Below are 19,480 nucleotides of genomic sequence, written 5' to 3' on the forward strand. Positions count from 1 at the left end.
TTCCGGATGATAAGCATTGTTGCAGAAACGGCTTTCGCTCCTTGAACAAGGACGGCGAAGCCGTTTCTTTGTGTATCCGGAGGATTCCTGAAAATAGAAGTGAAATTATACACTCATTGTGCCGATATAGCTTGTGAAAGATTTCATTCCCGGGATAAGAGAATGTATCTCCGCACATTTGGTGGTGTATTTATGGACGTTCAGCTAGATATTGAGACCTTGTTATATTTGTTCATTCTGGGGAATTTATTTTCCGCGCTGCTGATTACTTTTTACCGCTATCATTTCTCCAAGGATACGGGCTCTATTCTGTTTATTATTTCCAAGTGGATTCAAGTTGTCTATTGGAGCTCTATTCTGCTGTGGGATTGTATTCCGCAGACGGCTGCCATACCGCTCAGCAATGCGCTGATCTTAGCCGGAGGCGGACTGGAAATAACATCACTGCTTAAGCTGATGGGAATGCTGGACCGCAAGGCCAAGCTCTATTATTCAGGGCTGGCTGCAGGGAGTATCCTCAGCTTTGCTATAATTATCCTGTTCTTCAATCATGCCAATCTGCGGGTAGCCTCGACCTCATTGTGGGTGCTGCTGTTTGTGATATATCCCGGATACCGCCTGAAAACAGCTAAGGGACGGACGCCTCTGCAGAACATTCTGGGCAGTATATTCTACTCCGTTGCCGCCGTAATGCTGCTGCGCACCTTCGTTGCCCTGTTCGTAGAACCGGGGATGGGACCGCTGACAGCTAATCCGGCGCAGTATTTATATTATATGGGGATGTTCATCATGCTGGCCGGAGGCATTGCTGCGTTCGTTATGCTCTCAAATGAGCATTCTTACGAGAAGCTGAAGCGTATAGCCACCTATGACAGCCTCACCGGTATTCTTGGCCGCAGGGCGTTCCTGCTGGAGGCCGAGCTGAAGCTGGCTCTGGCAGCGAGGAAGCAGGAATGCTGTTCCCTGCTGCTGCTGGATCTGGATCATTTCAAAAAAGTGAATGATACCTACGGGCATGATAACGGCGACAAGGTGCTCCAGGACTTCGCGCTGACTATTGAGGGCGCTCTGGATAACGGTGACCTGTTCGGCCGGGTAGGCGGCGAAGAGTTCGCCATCATGCTGTGCGGTCAGGATGTGCAGAGCAGCAGCCTCAAGGCAGAAGAGCTGCGGGAAGCCGTCAAGGCGGCCTCGGTGCACGGATTAGCCTGCCTGTATACCGTAAGCATCGGCATCATTACAGTACTGCCGGATCAGCAGACCGGTTTAAGTACCTTATTCAAGCTCAGCGACCGGGCGCTCTACCAGGCGAAGCAGGAGGGAAGAGACCGGGTGGTCAGAGCCGGATAAAGGATCAGGCTGAATGGTTATCATACATATTGATATCGCGGGGCAAGGGAGGGAAACGTTATGCCTGCCAGTCTGGATTTCGCAACACTGCTGGCTTGCCTTTTTTTCGGCAATTTTTTTACGGTTCTGCTCATTCTGGCTTACCGTTCGCATTATCCGAATGAACGCACAACCTTGCTGTTCCTTACAGCCAAAGTGCTGCAGCTGATCATTATGACCCTGCTGATGCTTTGGCAATATAATCATTTCAGATTCGCCATACCTGTCATTGTTCTCCTGAATCTGGCCGGAGGCATGATTGAAATCTTCGCGCTGCTGAAGCTGCTGGAGGTTTACTCCAGCCGGATTAAGCGGATTTATTATGCGGTTACCGGAAGCATAGCGCTTTGCCTGCTGCTGCTGTACCTGCTGCGTTCCGATATTCAGCTGCTGGTTGCCTCGGCTGCCCTGGCCGGAGCACTGCTGCTGGTTTATCCTGCCTATATTCTCGGCTGGAAGGTAAGAAAGACTCCGTTGCAGGAAATTATGGGCCTGCTGTACGGGATTGTCATACTGTCGCTGCTGGGCATGGCGAGCAGGCTGTTCTATCTTCCGCCTGCAGAATCACACGCCGGAGAGTGGGTGCAGTTTCTTTACTATATCGGAATCTATCTGCTCATGTTCCTTGGAACCGCCGGGTTCATGCTGCTCTCCCGGGAGCAGTCTTATGCGGAGCTGGAGCGTGTTGCCACCTACGATGAGCTTACCGGCATACTTAACCGCAGAGCCTTCGTGCTGCGTGCCCGGCCGCTGATTGCTGCTGCTGCCAGGGAATTCACCCCGTTTTCTTTCCTGCTGCTGGATGTGGACCATTTCAAGCAGGTGAATGATACGTACGGCCATGACACGGGTGACAGGGTGCTGCAGGACTTTGCCCGCAGAATTGAGCAGCAGCTGGGAAACGGCGACCTGTTCGGAAGATTTGGCGGTGAGGAGTTTGCCGTGCTGCTGCACCGGTCGGATGAGGCGGAAAGCGGGGAGACCGCAGAGCGGCTGCGCCAGGCAGTGCATGATGCCACAATTGAAGGCATTCCGCTCTCGTATACGGTCAGTATCGGCCTGATCACGATTGTCTCGGGTGAGCGGGTACCGCTTAATACGCTATACAAGCTAAGCGATACCGCGCTTTACCAGGCGAAGCAGCAGGGAAGAGACCGTGTCGTCAGAAGCTACGGATAACAGGGAGCAGGAGGAAGCTCCTGATTTTTGAAATATATTCAGCTTTCGAGTATGCTATAAGGCCAGCCAGCGTATCCGGTATTGTACCGGGAAACCGCCGGCTGGTCTTTTTGCATACAATCAGGCTGAATTACATTTTTTTGAAAATATTATATTAATGTCAAACTACGACAAAGGTCAGAGGGGATTTGGGGTAATATATGCTAGAGACAGCCGGCAGTGCCGGACACAAAAAGCTGAGTGGAGAGTAGGAGAAGAAGCCATGAGAGATCAATTGTTATTCATATCTGCAGAAAACCCGTTTCCGCAGGATAGCGGAGGCAAGCTGAGAACAGGCAATATTCTGAATATTGTACTCGCCAAATACGATGTGGACCTCCTGACCTACCGCGGTTCAGGTACGGACACTGCGGAGACAGCCATACCGTCTCTTACAGTGCATGAAGTAAAGCGTACAATGAGTTACCGCAAAGCTATGCTCCGCTCGCTGTACACCTGGCGCAATTGCTCTTACATGAGCCATGCCGATGTGGACATGAAGGAGAAAATCCGGGAGCTCTGCGGCGGACATGCTTACAGCCATGTATTTATTTCACACAGCCTGCTCGGCAGCTGTATTGATATTGTACGAAGCTGCCTGCCCGGAGCTGTCATTGTAGCCGACGCGCATAATTATGAGAGCGGCCTGTCCGCGCAGCTGGCCGGTAGGAAGAAAGGGCTGGCCCGGGCCTTTTATTCACTCAATGCGCTGTGGACGCGCCGGGATGAGCTGAGATTGATGAATAAGGTTAATCTTCTGCTGACTACCTCCGCGCAGGACGGCCTGGCATTCAAGGCGCTTTCCTTCCGTAATTCCTCCAAAGTCCATGTAATTCCTAACTTCATCCGTATGGAGGAATACCGGACAAACAGCATTCCCCCTAAAGAACCGTGGATTATTTTACCGGGTAATATGAACTATTTTCCTAATATTAACGCTGCTTTATATTTCTCCCGTGACATTTATCCGCTCATTAAGGCAAGGGTCCCGGGAATCAAATGGTATATTGTCGGCCGGGATGTTCATCCTGATGTAGCCGCTCTGGCCGGGAAGGATCCGTCTATCATCATTACCGGGTATGTGGACAGTGTAGCCGAGTATATAAGAAAGGCGCAGGTAGTCATTGCTCCTCTGAAGGAAGGCAGCGGAACGCGGCTGAAGATTCTCGAGGCCTGGGCCCTCAAGACTCCCGTAGTCTCAAGCAGCAAGGGGGCAGAGGGGCTGCTCTATGAGCATGGGGCCAATATTATGATCGCCGATGACCCGGCAGCTTTTGCCGCCAGTGTGACCGGGCTGCTCCAGGATCATGAGAAGGGGATTGTGCTGGCAGACCGCGCCTATCATACTTTGCTGGCAAATTACGAAGCGGAGAGCGTCAGGGATAAGCTTCTTAATTTGGTATAAATAACCTGAAAGCAAAATAAAGTTTTTTTTCTCCTATAAATCGACAATCTTCTGGTTAATTCTGCGTTACTATTGATCTACATCTTAAGTTTCATACATAAACCGGCTGGATGTAATCCGGCCTGTTTTTCTTTGTATACAATACTAACTTTCACATAGAACCAAGGAGCTATTGTCATGAGAGAGAGAATGCTGTTCCTGTCAGCCCAGAGTCATTACCCCGAAGATATAGAAGGAGAAATCCGGACAGAGAATTTTCTTGATATTCTGCTGCAGCGGTTTGATATTGACCTGCTGGAGTATTGCCATTGCCGCAAGGACTTGCCGGCCCAGCCCAGACCTGAGCTGACAGTGCACCGGGTTAAGCGGGCTATGGCCCCGCGCAGGCCGATGCTGGTACCGCTTAACAAGCTGCGGTCCTATTCTCCGCTGGTCCGTACGGACAAGACCCTGCGGGCTGAACTCACGGAGAAATGCCGCTTGAATGCTTATACCCATGTGTTCATTTCATACTGTATGCTCGGGAACTGTCTCGACGTTGTAGCCTCACTGCTGCCGGAAGCGGTCATTATTACCGATGCGCACCGGTACGGCAGCAGAACCCTGGAGAGCAGGACGGCAGGGAAACGCGGCATCAGCAACGGCTATCACAAACTCGGGGCCGCCCTGATGCGCCGGGAAGAGCGCAGGCTGATGAACAAGACCAGCCTGCTGCTGACCGCTACGGAGTGGGATGCCCTTTCCTTCAAAGCGGTATCCTTTGCGGATGCAGGCAAGGTGCATGTGGTTCCGCCCTATATCAACCTGAATGAGCCTAAGTATAATGCCGCTGAAATTGCCCCCAGGGATCATTCGGTTGTGCTCCATTGGAACATGCATACCAGTCAGGGCAAGAGTGCTGCGCTCCTCTTCCTGAAGAAGGTATACCCGCTGGTTAAGGCGGCGGTGCCGGACTTCGTGTGCCGGATCATCAGCGATAAAGTGCATCCGGAGATTGCGGCGCTGGCCGGCCCGGATGCTGCAATTGAGCTCGTGGCAGGAGCGGGCCAGACAGCGGAATACATCCGGCGGGCCAGCGCTGTGGTTACTTCACTGCGTGACGGCTGCGGCGGGGTAATCAAGATACTTGAGGCTTGGGCACTGCGCACTCCTGTAGTATGCGGCCCGAGAGGGGCGGAGGATCTGATCTGTGAGCCGGGCCGGGATATTCTGCTTGCGGGAACGACGGCAGGCTTCGCGGATGAACTGGTGAAGCTGCTGATGGCGCCGGAGCTGGGCTCCATTATTGCCGACCAGGCCTACCGGACGCTGGAGAAGCACTATTCTGCCGACGGTGTGAAGGAGAAAGTGCTCAGTCTGGTGTGATTATATTAAAATAGCATATCCGCCTCGCATCTATCATACATTTCAGTATAGAACTGAAGATAGCGAGGTGTAGGCGCTTGAGTAACGGAAGAATGACATTCAGATTTGACCGGGAGACAGATACCCGTATCAGTGATCCGGCAGTACGCCGGAGTACCAGTGTGCCTGGTACGGCTCCGGAGACGGAGCGGCGGGGGCAGGCGGAGAATAGCGGGCCGGCGCTGCAGCCCCGGGCAGACAGATATATTCTTGACATGGAGCGGGTAGAGCTGCCGGGAGCTGCTGAAGTTTCGTATATGAAACCTCCGGGCCCGCGCCGCCGGAACTGGGATGAGCCTGATGAACGCGGCGGGTATGACAATGGCTATGACGAGGAGATGGAACCGGGGTATGTGCAGTACAGCCAGCCCGTTAACCATGCGGGCAGATACGGCGGCTCTTACCGTACACGCCGGCCTTCTTACTGGTGGAAGCTTGCCCTGTCGGTTGCCGGCGCGCTGGGAACGGGAGTACTGCTCGGCTTTGCAGCCCTGTCCTTTATCGGCAGCGGAGGCACAGATACCGGTAGCAGGGTCGTCCAGCCCGCTGCGGAGCAGAGCCCCGGTGCTGTGGATGAAGCCGTGTCCGGCATCACCGGCCTCTCCATCACCGGCTCCGGAGGAGAAGCAGCCGCGCAGGTGCCGGTGATGGTCGCAGCGCAGAGTTATTATCTGCTGCAGTACGGCGTCTTCAGCACACCGGCCGGTGCGGCACAGGCCCAGCAGGAACTGCTGGCTGCAGGTCTTGCAGCGGGTCTGGATCCTGCAGACGGCAACCGGGTGTATGCCGGAATATCTCCTGACCGCGAGCAGGCCAAGCTGCTCAGCAGCGGCCTGAAGAACCAGGGCATAGAGCTGTATGTACGCGAAGTGCCGTTGCCTCCGGTAAGCGAGGTCAATTACGGCGGGACGGCGGATGCGGTGAATGAATATTTTGCTGTAAGCGGCAAGCTGTTAAGTGAACTCAGCGCCCTGTCCGCTTCGCTGCTGAGCGGTACAGGCAGCGCGGCAGACAACCAGGCGGTGAGCGACCTTCATATGCAGTGGACCCAGGCGGTCAAGCAGCTGGAGCCGGGGCTGTCTGCGGAGGGACAGGGCATATCCCTCGGGCTGGAGAAATCCATGAGCCGGGGAATTGCCGCACTGAACGAGTACGGCAAGAACCGGGCAGAGGGGCTGCTCTGGGAAGTGCAGGAAGCGATGATGAGCTTTCTGACCGGCCAGAAAAGCCTGCTTGCCGGCATGAGCTGAACCCGCAATAAATTCAATATAATGTTAAATATCCCCCGTTTCCGGCGGTATGCCGGGTGCGGGGGATTGCTTTTGTTAACGGTATGATAAAAACGGTTGCCTATTATGCCGGACTCGGCTACTGTTAATGAACTGCAGCTGCCTGGGCTCCGGCTGATTTATGCCTCCTGTGTGGTAAACATTCCCTGGGCGGATTTAGCGTTTGTGTTGGACTCCTTTTCACCGTATAATAATTAGGGTGTCAAAAAATGGCGAGGGAAGACTTAAATGAAGAAGAAAAATGTAGGAACACTGCTGTTATTTCTTATTCTGGGCTGGCTGGCAGGAGCATGGATTGCCAAGCTGCTGGAACCTGTGAAAGCTTTGTCTTTTCTTACAACCTCGACTGTACTTAAGTGGTCACCGCAAGCCGATTTGGACATCATAACCTACGACATCACTATTCAATTGAAATTGTGCCTGCTCAGTCTTGCGGGTATTATAACAGCTGTATGGCTGTACCGCAGGCTGTAGCTGCAGTTAGCCGGCACCGGGAAGGGACGTTTATTACAGTGGAGCAGTACAACCCGCGAATGATTATTCTTGCTTCGGGTTCACCGCGGCGGCGCGAACTATTAGCCTCGCTAGGCCTGCCTTTTGAGGTTCTGGCCAGTGATGCTGACGAGAGTACGCCGCCGGACTGGACGCCGGAGACCATTGTGCGGAATCTGGCTCTGCGCAAAGCGGAGGCGGTAATTCCTGCTGCCGGAGACCGTGATGCCGTAATCGTCGGCAGCGACACCATTGTTGTGCTTGACGGTCAGGTGCTCGGCAAGCCGGTGGACGCAGAGGATAGCGCTGCTATGCTGTCCATGCTTCAGGGCCGCACACACCAGGTGTACACCGGAGTAGCCTGTATCGGTCTTGCTGAAGGCCGGACTCTGGTAGAACACCGGAGAACGTCTGTAACCATGAGAGCAATGAGCAAAGCTGAAATCTCTGCTTACATAGCGACCGGAGAGCCTGCCGACAAAGCCGGCTCTTATGCGATACAAGGGCTGGGCGCAACACTGGTGGAAGAAATTGAAGGATGTTATTTTAACGTGGTCGGACTGCCGTTATCGCTGCTTAGCAGCATGTTGTCCGGGTTTGGCATTACGGTGCTGAACGGGCAGGGCTGACAGGAGAAGGAAGGTTAAGGGATGGAGCCGCAAACATTATTGCTGCGTGACCTCCCCCATGAAGAACGACCACGAGAGCGCATGATGCATTATGGGGCGGAATCATTAAGTCAAGCGGAGCTGCTGGCTATATTGCTGCGTACTGGTGCGCACCGTGAATCAGCTATTCACATCGCCCAGCGGCTGCTGGGTATAGCCGGCGGCCTCCGCGGACTGGCGGACCTAAGCATTGAAGAATTGACATCAATTAAAGGCATCGGCCCGGCCAAGGCCGTGCAATTGAAAGCAGGCATAGAGCTGGGAAGGCGCATGGCGAATTCCCGGCTTGCAGAGCCGGTGATTATCCGCAGTCCCCAGGACGCGGCGGAGATTCTGACCGAGCAGCTGCGTTATTTGCAGAAGGAGCATTTTATCTGTCTGTTCCTGAATACAAAGAATCATGTTATTGCGCAGGAAACATTGTCCATGGGCAGCCTTAATGCCTCCATTGTGCATCCCCGCGAGGTGTTCCGGGCAGCCATGAAATGCAGCAGCGCAGCTATTATATGCGCACATAACCATCCGAGCGGTGATCCGGCGCCAAGTCCGGAAGATATCTCACTGACCTCAAGGCTGATGCAGGCCGGCGAAATTGTCGGCATTGATGTGCTGGATCATCTGGTTATCGGCGACAGCAGCTACGTAAGTTTGAAAGAAAAAGGGTATATGTAATACAATTGTCTAGATTCACAAGGAAAAGGAGCATACAAGATGTTAGGTGGTTTCACGAAAGATTTAGGAATTGATTTGGGGACAGCGAATACGCTTGTCTATGTGCGCGGTAAAGGTATCGTAGTCAGAGAGCCTTCCGTGGTAGCTATTAACACTGATACTAAGACGATTGAAGCTGTAGGCGAGTCTGCCAAAAAGATGATCGGCCGCACACCGGGGAACATTCGTGCCATCCGTCCGATGAAGGACGGGGTTATCGCTGATTTTGACACTACAGCAACTATGATTAAATATTTCATCCGCCAGGCCCAGAAGCAGCGTTCCATGTTCCAGAGGCACCCGAATGTCATGGTCTGTGTTCCGTCCGGAATTACAGCCGTTGAACAGCGTGCGGTTGAAGATGCAACGAAGCAGGCGGGAGCGCGTGAGGCCTACATTATCGAAGAGCCTTTTGCAGCTGCCATCGGTGCCGATCTGCCCGTATGGGAGCCTACAGGAAGCATGGTCGTGGATATCGGCGGGGGGACAACTGAAGTAGCCGTAATCTCGCTCGGCGGTATTGTAACAAGCCGTTCTGTACGGGTTGCCGGTGATGAAGCGGATGAATCCATCATCCAGTACATCAAGCGCCAGTACAATCTTATGATCGGGGAACGCACCTCCGAGCAGCTGAAGATGGATGTAGGCTCGGCTCTGCCGCTGGAGAAGGCGGAAACGATGGAAATCCGCGGACGGGATCTCGTGACCGGACTGCCGAAGACGCTGACCATTACCTCGGATGAGATTTGTGAAGCTTTGTCGGATACGGTTAATGCTATTGTTGATGCTGTAAAAGTTACGCTGGAGAAATGTCCGCCTGAGCTTGCGGCTGACATCATGGACCGCGGCATTGTGCTTACGGGCGGCGGCGCACTCCTGCGCAATCTGGACAAGCTGCTGGCGCGCGAGACAGGAATGCCGGTTATCGTTGCTGAGAATCCGCTGGACTGTGTAGCTATCGGCACGGGGAAGGCGCTGGAGAATATTCACCTGTTCAAGAGCCGCAGCAGCTCCAGCCTCCGTTCCAAGCGCTAGGACAATTCTGACCTGTGAACGTCAACCCCTGAAGTGGGAGAAATACGGTTGTTAGAGGGTGTTGAAACTGTTTAAGCTGTTTAACAATAAACGTCTATTTATATTGCTGATTACACTGGTCATGTTCATCGTTGTAATGGGCTTCAGCCTGGGGACAAGAAAAGCCCTGTCCTGGCCGGAGAACTTTGTCAGGGATACGACCGGTTTCGTGCAGAATTTGTTCTACAAGCCCGCTGGATACGTAGCGGGCTTGTTCCAAGATATCGGCAATCTGCATGACCTGGCAGAGGAGAACAAGGAGCTCAAAATCCTGGCTGCCCAATACGCCAGGGATAAGGCGCAGTACAATTTCATCAAGGCCGAGAATGAACGGCTGCAGGAGCTTAATAATTTTACTGAAGCGCAGAAGCTGATTTATCACTATGAATATCATATTGCCCAGGTGCTTAGCATAAGTACGGAACCGAGCAACAGTACAGTTGTGATTAATCTGGGGTCCAAGGACGGCGTGAAGCAGAATATGTCTGTGATTTCAGTGGATGGCCTGGTAGGGGTAGTCAGCAACGTCAGCAACTTTACCTCAACGGTGAAGCTGATGACGATGATGGATATTAATGATCCGAATTCCCAGTCACCGATTTCAGCAACAGTGCTTAATAAGGAAGGCGAGACCTTCGGGATGATCGAGAGCTATGACCAGCAGACCGGAATGCTGATGATGAACAAGATTCCTGCAGGCAATCCGGTCGCCAAGGGAGATACGATTATATCTTCAGGAATTGGTGGACTCTATCCCCGCGGGCTGACGATCGGAACCGTAGAGAGTGTTGAAATCGGGAAATTCGGATTAACCTCTACTGCAGTCGTTAAGCCGCTGGCCGGATTCCAGGACTGGAAGGAACTGATCGTTGTCTTTACGGAGGAGCGTGCCGAATAGTGAATATGCGCAGATCCGTGCTAGTCTTGTTGCTGATTCTATTGTTTATGCTGGAAGATACGGTTCTCCCCTGGCTGATGCCTGATGCCTGGGAGATGCGGATCATTCCGAATCTTGTGTTTATCGTAATCCTCTTTGTAACGGTATATCATCACCGTCATACGGCTCTTATTCTCGGATTATCCTTCGGTATGCTGCATGATGTGGTGTTCTACGGGCGCATTCTGGGCGCGCACTCCTTCGCAATGGGATTGTCTGCTTACCTGATCGGCCTGGTATTTCAGATTCCGCGTGCCCCGCTGCCGCTGATGATGGGGGTAGTGCTGCTTGGCAGCCTGCTGGAGGACAGCGTACTTTTTGCTATATACAGTGTCTTCAATCTCGGCCAGCAATCCTATAACTGGGCGCTTCTGCACCATATGCTGCCTACTATGCTGTTTCATTTTGCTGCCGCTTTGCTGCTCTACATTCCGCTCCGGCGCCAGCTGGAGCTACTGAAGAAAGAGACCCGCAAAGAGGAAGCGGCCTGATGAGCTGCCCGTGCATTTTCTTATCCCTTAAAGAAGGAATTTGCCCGGCCCGGCACGAATGAATGAAGATGGGGGGGCAGGCATATGACAGTTAAATCCAAGCATGTAAGGATTAAGGGCATCAAGGATGGCCTGGTATTCCTGTTAGACGACAAGTGTCCCTTTGAAGATCTGTTAAGCGAACTCCGGTATAAGCTGGAGCACAGCCACCAAAATATTCTGACCGGACCGATTGTGCATGTGGATATTAAGCTGGGCAGCCGCTCAGTAACCGAAGAAGATAAAGACGCGGTTCTGGATATTCTCAAAAGCCAGGGGAATCTGCTGGTCCGGTCCGTTGAAGCACTGGAGAATCCGGTGGAGAAGGATCCGGACGCCTTGTTCCTGATGAGCGGAATTGTCCGTTCCGGACAGGTGCTGCATCACGACGGCAACCTGCTGTTCCTCGGTGATGTCAATCCGGGAGGGTCGGTTACCTGTTCGGGGGATATCTATATTCTTGGAGCACTGCGGGGAATGGCGCATGCCGGGGTAGACGGCAACCAGGAGGCGGTCATTGCAGCCTCTCTGCTGTCACCTACCCAGCTCCGGATAGCGGATATTATCAGCAGGCCGCCGGATGAATGGGGAACCCGGGAGAGCAGCATGGAATATGCCTATCTGGCAAGCGGGGCTATGCAGATCGACAAAATTCATAATATAGTTAAATTACGTCAGGGTTTAAATGTGTTCAAAGGGGTGTAGCCTCCATGGGAGAAGCGATTGTCGTAACCTCGGGCAAAGGCGGAGTTGGCAAAACAACCACAACAGCCAATATTGGAACCGCACTTGCATTGCAGGGCAAAAAAGTATGTCTGGTTGATACTGACATTGGACTGCGGAATCTGGATGTAGTCATGGGGCTGGAGAACCGGATCATCTATGATCTTGTCGATGTAGCGGAAGGCCGCTGCCGCCTGAATCAGGCGCTGGTCAAGGATAAGCGCTTCGATGAGCTGTATATGCTGCCCGCAGCCCAGACCAAGGACAAGACAGCAGTCACACCGGAGCAGGTTAAGGATATTATTCTTGAACTCAAGAAGGAATATGAATATATCCTGATCGATTGTCCGGCCGGGATTGAGCATGGCTTCCGCAATGCCATTGCCGGTGCCGACAAAGCCATTGTCGTTACGACACCGGAGCATGCTGCAGTACGTGATGCAGACCGGATTATCGGCCTGCTGGAGCAGTCGCATGTGGAATCGCCTAAGCTGGTGGTCAACCGTATCCGCCCGGGACTGGTGAAGTCCGGAGATATGCTCGATATTGAGGATGTTCTGCAGGTGCTGAATATCGATCTGATCGGGATTGTGCCTGATGACGAGCTGGTTATCAAAGCCTCCAACAACGGTGAGCCTACCGTGATGAATCCGGATTCTGCTGCTGCGATTGCTTACCGCAATATTGCCCGGCGTATCCTCGGTGATGCGGTGCCGCTGATGCAGCTTGACTACAAACTGGGTGCATTCAAGAAGTTCAAGAAGTTTTTCGGAATGGGCTGAAACCGGGCCAGGCACTTATAGTAGCAGTCATAACGCCAAGAGCCCGCCTGCTGAGAAATCTGCGGCGGGTTTTTTTTGTGAAGCTATATAGATGCAATAAAGCCTATAGTACATAGGAAATTGAAGTCCAGGCCTCACTTTGCGTGGGGTTATTTTGCGCGGCGTTCCCTCTGAGGATCACAGACTTCCCGGGGCTTGTTCTAAAGCTGCTTCCGCTCCTCATAAAATGGAAGTAAAACAAGCCCGTCCGGAGGGATCGATATGGAATACCCGAGAGATATCAAAAACCGGCGCAAGAAGCGCATACAGAGTCTGCTGGAAGAGCCGGCGGAGGCTGGAGCGGCCGCGCCCGCATTGTTCACGCTGCCGGAGAAGGCCCCGTCTTTCAGAGAGTGGGGGACCAATGCGGAAAAGGATTTCACCTCAACGCCTGAGCCAGACCCCGAGCTGGTGTGGAAGCAGCAGCGCAGCAGCTGGGAGGATGAGGGAGGGGGCGGCCCGCGCTTTGGTGCAAGCTTCATCCGGCGGACGGTCGCCAGTCTGCTGGTCTTCGGGGCGGTGTGGGGCATCTTCGCAGCCCGGGAGCCCTGGGCCCTGAAATCGCAGTTTTTCATTACAGATGCCCTCAGCAATGATATGGATTTTGCTGCGGTTCAGGTATGGTATGAAGAGCATTTCAACGGGGCTCCATCCTTTATTCCTATTTTTGGCGGCCGGGAGGAGCCGGCGGAGAAGGTAACTGCGGCCCATGAGCTGACCCCTCCGCTAGCCGGAAGTATTGCGCGGCCGTTTGCCGCTTCCCTGAACGGGATCGAAATTATTCCGTCAGCAGATTCAAGCGATAGTGTGACGGTGAAAAGTGTAGATACAGGCCGTGTGTTGTCCGTTTCCAAAGAGGCTCAGGGCGGTATCCGCATTACGGTCCGGCATACAGGAGACATTACGGCGGAATATGGCCATTTAAGCGGAACAAGGCTTGCAGTGGATGACTGGGTCCAGAGCGGGGATCCGGTGGGCTGGCTTCAGGGGACGGAGGATGCGCAGGTTCCCCTGCTGTTTTTTGCGATTATGAAAGACAAGTCTTATATTGATCCCGCTGAAGTGGTATCGTTTGATTAGGGTCCTTGGCATCGAGCTGTCGCTGCATCCGCTCTTCGTGCTAATTCTGCTGTTCTCTGTATTTACCGGGCAGTTCCTGGAGCTGATCACCTTGTTCTCGATTGTGTTTATACATGAAATGGGACATGTCTGTGCCGCTTATCTCAGCGGGGTGACCGTCAAATCGGTGCAGCTGCTGCCGTTCGGCGGAGTGGCGGTGATTGAGGATCACGGACGGCTCACCGCCGGGCGTGAAATCGGGATTGCCCTGGCCGGGCCGCTGCAGAACGGGATTATGATCCTGATGGCAGCGGCGCTCCGGCAGGCTGAGTACGGCAGCACCGCTTATCTGAATTATTTCATCGGAGCCAATGTGATGATTGCCTTATTTAATCTGCTGCCGGTGCTTCCGCTGGACGGCGGCAAAATCCTCCAGGCGGCCTTGAGTCTGCTGCTTCCGTATTATTACACCCTGCTGTGGACCGGCAGAGTCAGCATTGCGGCCAGTCTGGTTGTTGCCGTGTTCGCGCTGCTTCCGCTGGGTACAGGCGGAGGCCTCCGCCTCAACCTGCTGATGATCGGGGCATTTCTGCTCTATTCCAATCTTACGGATCACCGCAACCTGCCTTACCGGTTCGTTGCTTTTTTGATGAACAGGGAGCTTATCTATGAGCGGTACCAGCAGTCGGGGGAGGCTGCCCGCCCGATAGTTGCCTTCTCAGCGAAACCTTTAGATGAGATATTGCGTCTATTTAAACGTAACCATTATCATTTTATCTATGTAATGAACGACGACAGAAATGTAGTAGCCGTTGTCCCGGAGCAGCGCCTGATTACCTCTTACTTCGGAATGTGAAGCCGGAGGAGCTTGTTCTATGCGGGCAGCGGGAATGAATGATGCAAACCAGAGGTGAAGCCATGAAACAAATGATCGTTCATTGTACACAGCATATTACCCGGATGGCTCTTCTGGAGAACGGGAGGCTGGTGGAGTACGCCGCTGAACGCGATCAGCAGCAGGGTCTGGTCGGGAGTTATTATAAAGGTCGGGTTATGAATGTGCTGCCGGGCATGCAGGCGGCTTTTGTAGATATCGGACAGAAGAAGAATGCTTTTCTATACGTCGATGATGTACTGCATCCCCATCTGGAGAAGCAGCCGCAGGTCAAACCCTCCATTGAGACACTGCTTCAGCCGGGCCAGGAAATTATTGTCCAGGTGAGAAAAGAACCGCGGGGCGGTAAAGGTGCACGCGTGACTACCCACTATACCTTGCCGGGACGCTGGATGGTATACATGCCGTTCGCCGAATATGTCGGCGTATCCAAGAAGATCAGCCGCGAATCCGAGCGCAGCCGGCTCAAAGGCATCGGCGAGCGGCTGCGCCACGGGGAAGAGGGCCTCATTATGCGTACGGTCTCGGAAGACGAGCCTGCGGATGCGGTGGAAGGTGATCTGGCCTTCCTGCGGGCCCAGTGGGAGGTCATTACCCGCCGGGCTCAAGAGGCAACGGCGCCGGCGCTGCTGCACTGTGATCTCAGCATCGTCCAGCGCTTCATCCGCGATGCCTTCAATCCGCAGCGTGATGAGCTGATGATCGATTCAGCCAAGGCGGTGAAGGAAGCGGAAGCCTTCCTTACGGATATGGCCCCGGAAGGGTACAAGCCTGTAGGATTCTACCGGGGTCAGGAGTCTATCTTCTCCGCCTACGGCGTTCAGGAGCAGCTGCATAAGAGCTTTGGCCGCAAAATCATCCTCGAAGGCGGCGCTACGCTAATCTGGGATGAGACGGAGGCGCTGACTGTCATTGACGTCAATACGGCCCAGTATACAGGCGGGACGAATCTGGAGGATACTGTCACCCGGACGAACCTGCTGGCGGCGGAAGAGATCGGGCGGCTGGTCCGGCTGCGGGATACGGGCGGTATAATCATTGTTGACTTCATAGATATGGAGCGGGAGGAGCACCGCAGGCAGGTCACGGACAAGCTGGAGAGCATCATCAGCCGCGACCGGACCAAGACGCATATTCTGGGCTGGACCCACCTCGGCCTCCTGGAGATGACCCGCAAGAAGGCCAGGCATGACTCGGCCGGATTTGCTCCGGTGATCTGCCAATGCTGCGGAGGAACGGGCAAAGTAGGGGCATGGCTGGAGTAGTCAATCTGAGTTTTTAATTAGAGACACCGTTGACTCTGGTGAATTTCTATGATAATATCTTCAAGTATGTGTTTGGTTGTTATTTTCCTGCACATGCTGTAACCGCTCCGATCGGGTATATTAAGTGTAATTCCTGCGGGGGTTACCACCTAGACTAGGCGAGTCTGAGACATGAGGAGGTGCAAGTACAATGTATGCAATTATCGAAACTGGCGGTAAGCAATACAAAGTCCAAGAGGGCGATGTATTGTTCATTGAGAAGCTGGAAGCTGAAGACGGCGCAAGCGTAACGTTTGACCGTGTATTGGCTATTTCTAACGAAGGTGGTTTGACTGCAGGAACTCCGCTGGTAAGCGGCGCGTCTGTAACAGCCAAAGTCGAGAAACATGGTAAGGGTGCTAAGGTTGTAGTTTACAAATACAAACCTAAGAAGAACTACCACAAGAAACAAGGCCATCGTCAACCGTACACCAAAGTAACTATCGAGAAGATTCAAGCGTAAGAAGGTGCGTTAATGATTAACGTGCGGATTACACGGGCTTCTGCTCAAGGTGTCATTGTCGGTTTTGCCGTCAAGGGGCATGCGGAATTTGCAAGGAACGGCAAGGATATCGTCTGTGCAGGTGTTTCGACCGTTACGGTAGGAACCGTGAATGCGATTGAGAGCCTGACCGGTGTGGTTCTGGATACTTCGATGAAGGATGGATTCTTGAGCGGAACCCTGGTTCCCGTGAATGATCCTGAAGTCTCCGCCAAGGTACAGCTCCTGCTGGAATCCATGGTGCTAATGCTCAAGGATATCGCTAAATCTTACAGGAAATATGTTCAGATACAGGAAGTCATCATTTGAAGAAGGAGGTTGACAACATGTTGAAATTGGATCTTCAATTATTCGCATCGAAAAAAGGTGTAGGTTCCACAAAGAACGGACGTGATTCCCACTCTAAGCGTCTTGGCGTGAAACGTGCTGACGGTCAAGCAGTAACCGGCGGCAACATCTTGGTTCGTCAACGCGGAACAAAAATCCACCCGGGCACTAACGTGGGCATCGGTAAGGATGATACACTGTTCGCACTCGTGGACGGCGTAGTGAAGTTCGAACGTTGGGGTCGCGATCGCAAAAAAGTGAGCGTGTATCCGGTTGATGTCGCTCCGGTAGCAGCGGCACTGGAAGCGTAAGCTTTCGGAACCTATTTAGATGAGAAGCCTCCGGCATGAGTGCCGGGGGCTTTTTTTGAAATCTAAGCATGTATTTTCGGGGTCCCCGCAAAGTACCTGAGTCATCATCGAAGCGTTGGCCTCACTTTGTGGGGTTGATTTGTGGGGTTATTTTGAACGTGATTGCAGGGAATGCCTATGTTATACTGGGAAATGGTAATTATGAAGCAAGCTTAAGCAACTGCTACGTTGAAATGAATTTTGCGACCGAGGGACGGGGAGAAAGAATGAAATCCTGGAAAAGTATCATCTGGGCAGTCATGTTATCCGCAGTGCTTCCTTTAGGTCTCGTGTATTGGCAACCTTCCCTTTTCACTTGCCTGCTGCTGGGAGTTTGGGTGGCAGGAGTGCTTGCATTCAGCTCTGTTTACAACCGGCGTCATTATGAAGAGGAACTGCGCATACAGGAGAAAACTCTGCAGCAGGCGGCAAACCGGACACTGAATCATCATCGCCATGATTGGATGAACGATCTGCAGGTGCTTTACGGATATATCCAGCTGGGTAAGCCTGATAAATCCAAGTTATGTGTGGAAAGAATAAAGGAACGTATTGCGCTGGACAGCCGGATTGCCAAGCTGGGAGTTCCTTCACTTGTGTTCTATCTGCAATCGTTCCGTACCTTCAGAAGCAGTCTTGAGCTGGAAGTGCAGGTGGAAGAAGGGCTGACGCTTGAGGACAAGCTGAACCCCGGTACGGGCGAGGAGCTGACCTCAGTGATTATGCAGACGGTAAGAGCGTACCAGTACAGCGGATTAACACCGCAAGGAGACACGCGGAAGCTTCGGATCGGCTTTTCACAGGAGGGAAGAGATATTCTGATCTCTTTCGAAGGCGAGGGAGAGCATTGTAATCCTGAGCTGCTGCAGGGGCAAATTTATAATATAGTACAAGGAAAAATCATGAAGGCGGAGCAGGTTCAGCCGGCTGCAGGCTATGTGGAACTGCGTTTACCGCTGGAGATGTAAGGAAGGTGAACTTTAATGTTCGTAGATAAAGCTAAGATTTATGTAAAAGGCGGCGACGGCGGGGATGGCCTCGTAGCGTTCCGCCGTGAGAAGTATGTACCGGAAGGCGGACCGGCCGGTGGTGATGGAGGCCGCGGCGGTGATGTGATTTTCCGGGTAGACGAAGGTCTGCGCACCTTGATGGATTTCCGGTATCAGCGCCACTTCAAGGCTGAATGCGGAGTCAAAGGGCGCAACAAAAGCCAGCACGGGGCGAATGCTGATCATATGATCGTACGCATCCCTCCGGGCACTGTGCTGATTGATGATGATACCCAGGAGATCATTGCCGACATGACCCGTCATGGCCAGCAGGTTGTAGTAGCCCGCGGGGGCCGGGGCGGCCGGGGAAACACCCGGTTTGCGACGGCAAACAACACGGCACCTGAGCTTGCCGAGAACGGTGAAGAAGGCCAGGAGCGTTATGTAGTGATGGAACTGAAGGTTATGGCAGACGTGGGTCTGGTCGGATTCCCGAGTGTGGGGAAATCCACCTTGCTGTCCGTAGTCTCCGCAGCCCAGCCGAAGATTGGTGCTTACCACTTCACAACAATAACACCGAACCTTGGTGTAGTTGATGTTGGAGACGGCCGCAGCTTTGTAATGGCGGATCTGCCCGGTCTGATCGAAGGGGCAAGTGAAGGTGTGGGCCTGGGGCATGAGTTCCTGCGCCACGTTGAGCGTACACGGATCATCATTCATGTAGTGGACATGTCCGGCTCTGAAGGCCGCGATCCGTTCGAGGACTGGGTGCTGATTAATGATGAGCTGAGACAATACAACGCGAACCTGATTGACCGTCCGCAGATTGTAGCCGCGAACAAGATGGATATGCCGGATTCCGAAGAGAACCTGAATGCCTTCCGTGAGCGTGTCGCTGAGCTTCGTCCGGATCTTGAGATTATGCCGATCTCGTCACTGACCCGTCAGGGCATTCAGGAGCTGCTCTACCGGGCAACGGATGTTCTCGACAGCATTCCTGTTGCACCGGTGCTTGAAGAAGTTGCTGAAGCTTCTGAGCGTAAAGTATACAAACTCGAGGCGGAAGAGGATAATTCCTTCACCATTACCCGTGACAATGAAGCCTATGTGGTCACTAGTCCGCGGATTGAACGGATGCTGAAGCGGATGCAGCTGAGTACACATGATGCCATTCTCAAGCTGGCCCGCACGCTGCGTCATATGGGTGTGGATGCCGAGCTGCGTAAGCGCGGTGCTGTAGAAGGTACGATCGTGCGCATCGGCGAGTTCGAATTCGAATTTGTGGAGAACAGCAGCTACTACTAAAATCCCAGCTGCGGCTGAATATGCCGGTTGTGTTTCCCGTGAGGGAACGCAACCGGCTTTTTTTGAAAGATAAGAATTTTATGTTGCG

21 protein-coding genes and 1 other annotated feature are annotated in these 19,480 nt (G+C 53.1%); all 21 genes read left to right on the top strand.

What is annotated here, in order from left to right:
• Positions 1-192 precede the first annotated feature (192 nt).
• The 21 genes from LOS79_RS32390 to obgE all read left to right on the top strand — a co-directional run bounded on the left by LOS79_RS32390 (position 193) and on the right by obgE (position 19,392).
• Positions 193-1,350, top strand: a complete 1,158-nt coding sequence (locus tag LOS79_RS32390) for a GGDEF domain-containing protein (RefSeq protein WP_315415186.1) — start codon at positions 193-195, stop codon at positions 1,348-1,350.
• Between the two features lie 60 nt (positions 1,351-1,410).
• Complete coding sequence (locus LOS79_RS32395; protein WP_315415187.1) at positions 1,411-2,568, top strand: GGDEF domain-containing protein; 1,158 nt, start codon at positions 1,411-1,413, stop codon at positions 2,566-2,568.
• Positions 2,569-2,830: 262 nt separating this feature from the next.
• Positions 2,831-4,012 carry a glycosyltransferase family 4 protein gene (locus LOS79_RS32400; protein ID WP_315415188.1) on the top strand — a complete coding sequence of 394 codons (1,182 nt, stop codon included), beginning with the start codon at positions 2,831-2,833 and terminating at the stop codon, positions 4,010-4,012.
• Between the two features lie 177 nt (positions 4,013-4,189).
• Entirely contained in the window at positions 4,190-5,377 is a 1,188-nt protein-coding gene (locus LOS79_RS32405) for a glycosyltransferase (protein ID WP_315415190.1), read from the top strand.
• A 92-nt stretch (positions 5,378-5,469) separates the two neighbouring features.
• Positions 5,470-6,666 carry an SPOR domain-containing protein gene (locus LOS79_RS32410; RefSeq protein ID WP_315415191.1) on the top strand — a complete coding sequence of 399 codons (1,197 nt, stop codon included), beginning with the start codon at positions 5,470-5,472 and terminating at the stop codon, positions 6,664-6,666.
• A 267-nt stretch (positions 6,667-6,933) separates the two neighbouring features.
• A complete protein-coding gene (locus LOS79_RS32415) occupies positions 6,934-7,179 on the top strand; it encodes a DUF4321 domain-containing protein (protein WP_315415193.1) in 246 nt (81 codons plus the stop codon).
• 59 nt (positions 7,180-7,238) lie between these two features.
• Positions 7,239-7,826: a Maf family protein gene (locus LOS79_RS32420; protein WP_315422565.1), complete on the top strand. Its 588-nt coding sequence runs from the start codon at positions 7,239-7,241 to the stop codon at positions 7,824-7,826.
• 21 nt (positions 7,827-7,847) lie between these two features.
• A complete protein-coding gene (gene radC / locus LOS79_RS32425; RefSeq protein ID WP_315415195.1) occupies positions 7,848-8,537 on the top strand; it encodes a RadC family protein in 690 nt (229 codons plus the stop codon).
• Positions 8,538-8,576: 39 nt separating this feature from the next.
• Positions 8,577-9,611, top strand: a complete 1,035-nt coding sequence (locus tag LOS79_RS32430) for a rod shape-determining protein (RefSeq protein ID WP_315415196.1) — start codon at positions 8,577-8,579, stop codon at positions 9,609-9,611.
• Positions 9,612-9,669: 58 nt separating this feature from the next.
• Positions 9,670-10,548, top strand: coding sequence for a rod shape-determining protein MreC (gene mreC, locus LOS79_RS32435; RefSeq protein WP_315415197.1), 879 nt, complete (start codon positions 9,670-9,672; stop codon positions 10,546-10,548).
• Complete coding sequence (mreD, locus tag LOS79_RS32440) at positions 10,548-11,078, top strand: rod shape-determining protein MreD (protein WP_315415199.1); 531 nt, start codon at positions 10,548-10,550, stop codon at positions 11,076-11,078. The genes mreC and mreD overlap by 1 nt, the downstream gene beginning before the upstream one ends.
• 84 nt (positions 11,079-11,162) lie before the next feature.
• On the top strand, positions 11,163-11,822 hold the full coding sequence (gene minC, locus LOS79_RS32445) for a septum site-determining protein MinC (RefSeq protein WP_315415200.1): 660 nt from the start codon (positions 11,163-11,165) through the stop codon (positions 11,820-11,822).
• 5 nt (positions 11,823-11,827) lie between these two features.
• The gene (gene minD / locus LOS79_RS32450) at positions 11,828-12,622 is read left to right on the top strand and encodes a septum site-determining protein MinD (protein ID WP_315415201.1); all 795 of its coding nucleotides are present in this window, start codon (positions 11,828-11,830) and stop codon (positions 12,620-12,622) included.
• Positions 12,623-12,883: 261 nt separating this feature from the next.
• On the top strand, positions 12,884-13,741 hold the full coding sequence (locus tag LOS79_RS32455) for a peptidoglycan DD-metalloendopeptidase family protein (RefSeq protein ID WP_315415203.1): 858 nt from the start codon (positions 12,884-12,886) through the stop codon (positions 13,739-13,741).
• A complete protein-coding gene (locus LOS79_RS32460; protein ID WP_315415205.1) occupies positions 13,734-14,576 on the top strand; it encodes a M50 family metallopeptidase in 843 nt (280 codons plus the stop codon). Before LOS79_RS32455 ends, LOS79_RS32460 begins: the two co-directional genes overlap by 8 nt.
• Before the next feature lie 62 nt (positions 14,577-14,638).
• Entirely contained in the window at positions 14,639-15,880 is a 1,242-nt protein-coding gene (locus tag LOS79_RS32465) for an Rne/Rng family ribonuclease (protein WP_315422567.1), read from the top strand.
• A 90-nt stretch (positions 15,881-15,970) separates the two neighbouring features.
• Positions 15,971-16,056 (top strand) — a sequence feature (ribosomal protein L21 leader region).
• Between the two features lie 14 nt (positions 16,057-16,070).
• A complete protein-coding gene (rplU, locus tag LOS79_RS32470) occupies positions 16,071-16,382 on the top strand; it encodes a 50S ribosomal protein L21 (protein ID WP_315415206.1) in 312 nt (103 codons plus the stop codon).
• Positions 16,383-16,394: 12 nt separating this feature from the next.
• Complete coding sequence (locus LOS79_RS32475) at positions 16,395-16,730, top strand: ribosomal-processing cysteine protease Prp (RefSeq protein ID WP_315415209.1); 336 nt, start codon at positions 16,395-16,397, stop codon at positions 16,728-16,730.
• A 17-nt stretch (positions 16,731-16,747) separates the two neighbouring features.
• Positions 16,748-17,059: a 50S ribosomal protein L27 gene (gene rpmA / locus LOS79_RS32480; RefSeq protein ID WP_020429282.1), complete on the top strand. Its 312-nt coding sequence runs from the start codon at positions 16,748-16,750 to the stop codon at positions 17,057-17,059.
• 266 nt (positions 17,060-17,325) lie between these two features.
• The gene (locus tag LOS79_RS32485; RefSeq protein ID WP_315415217.1) at positions 17,326-18,066 is read left to right on the top strand and encodes a Spo0B domain-containing protein; all 741 of its coding nucleotides are present in this window, start codon (positions 17,326-17,328) and stop codon (positions 18,064-18,066) included.
• Between the two features lie 15 nt (positions 18,067-18,081).
• Positions 18,082-19,392, top strand: coding sequence for a GTPase ObgE (gene obgE / locus LOS79_RS32490; RefSeq protein ID WP_315415219.1), 1,311 nt, complete (start codon positions 18,082-18,084; stop codon positions 19,390-19,392).
• Positions 19,393-19,480 lie beyond the last annotated feature (88 nt).

This window comes from Paenibacillus sp. MMS20-IR301 (assembly GCF_032302195.1).
Classification (GTDB): domain Bacteria; phylum Bacillota; class Bacilli; order Paenibacillales; family Paenibacillaceae; genus Paenibacillus_AQ.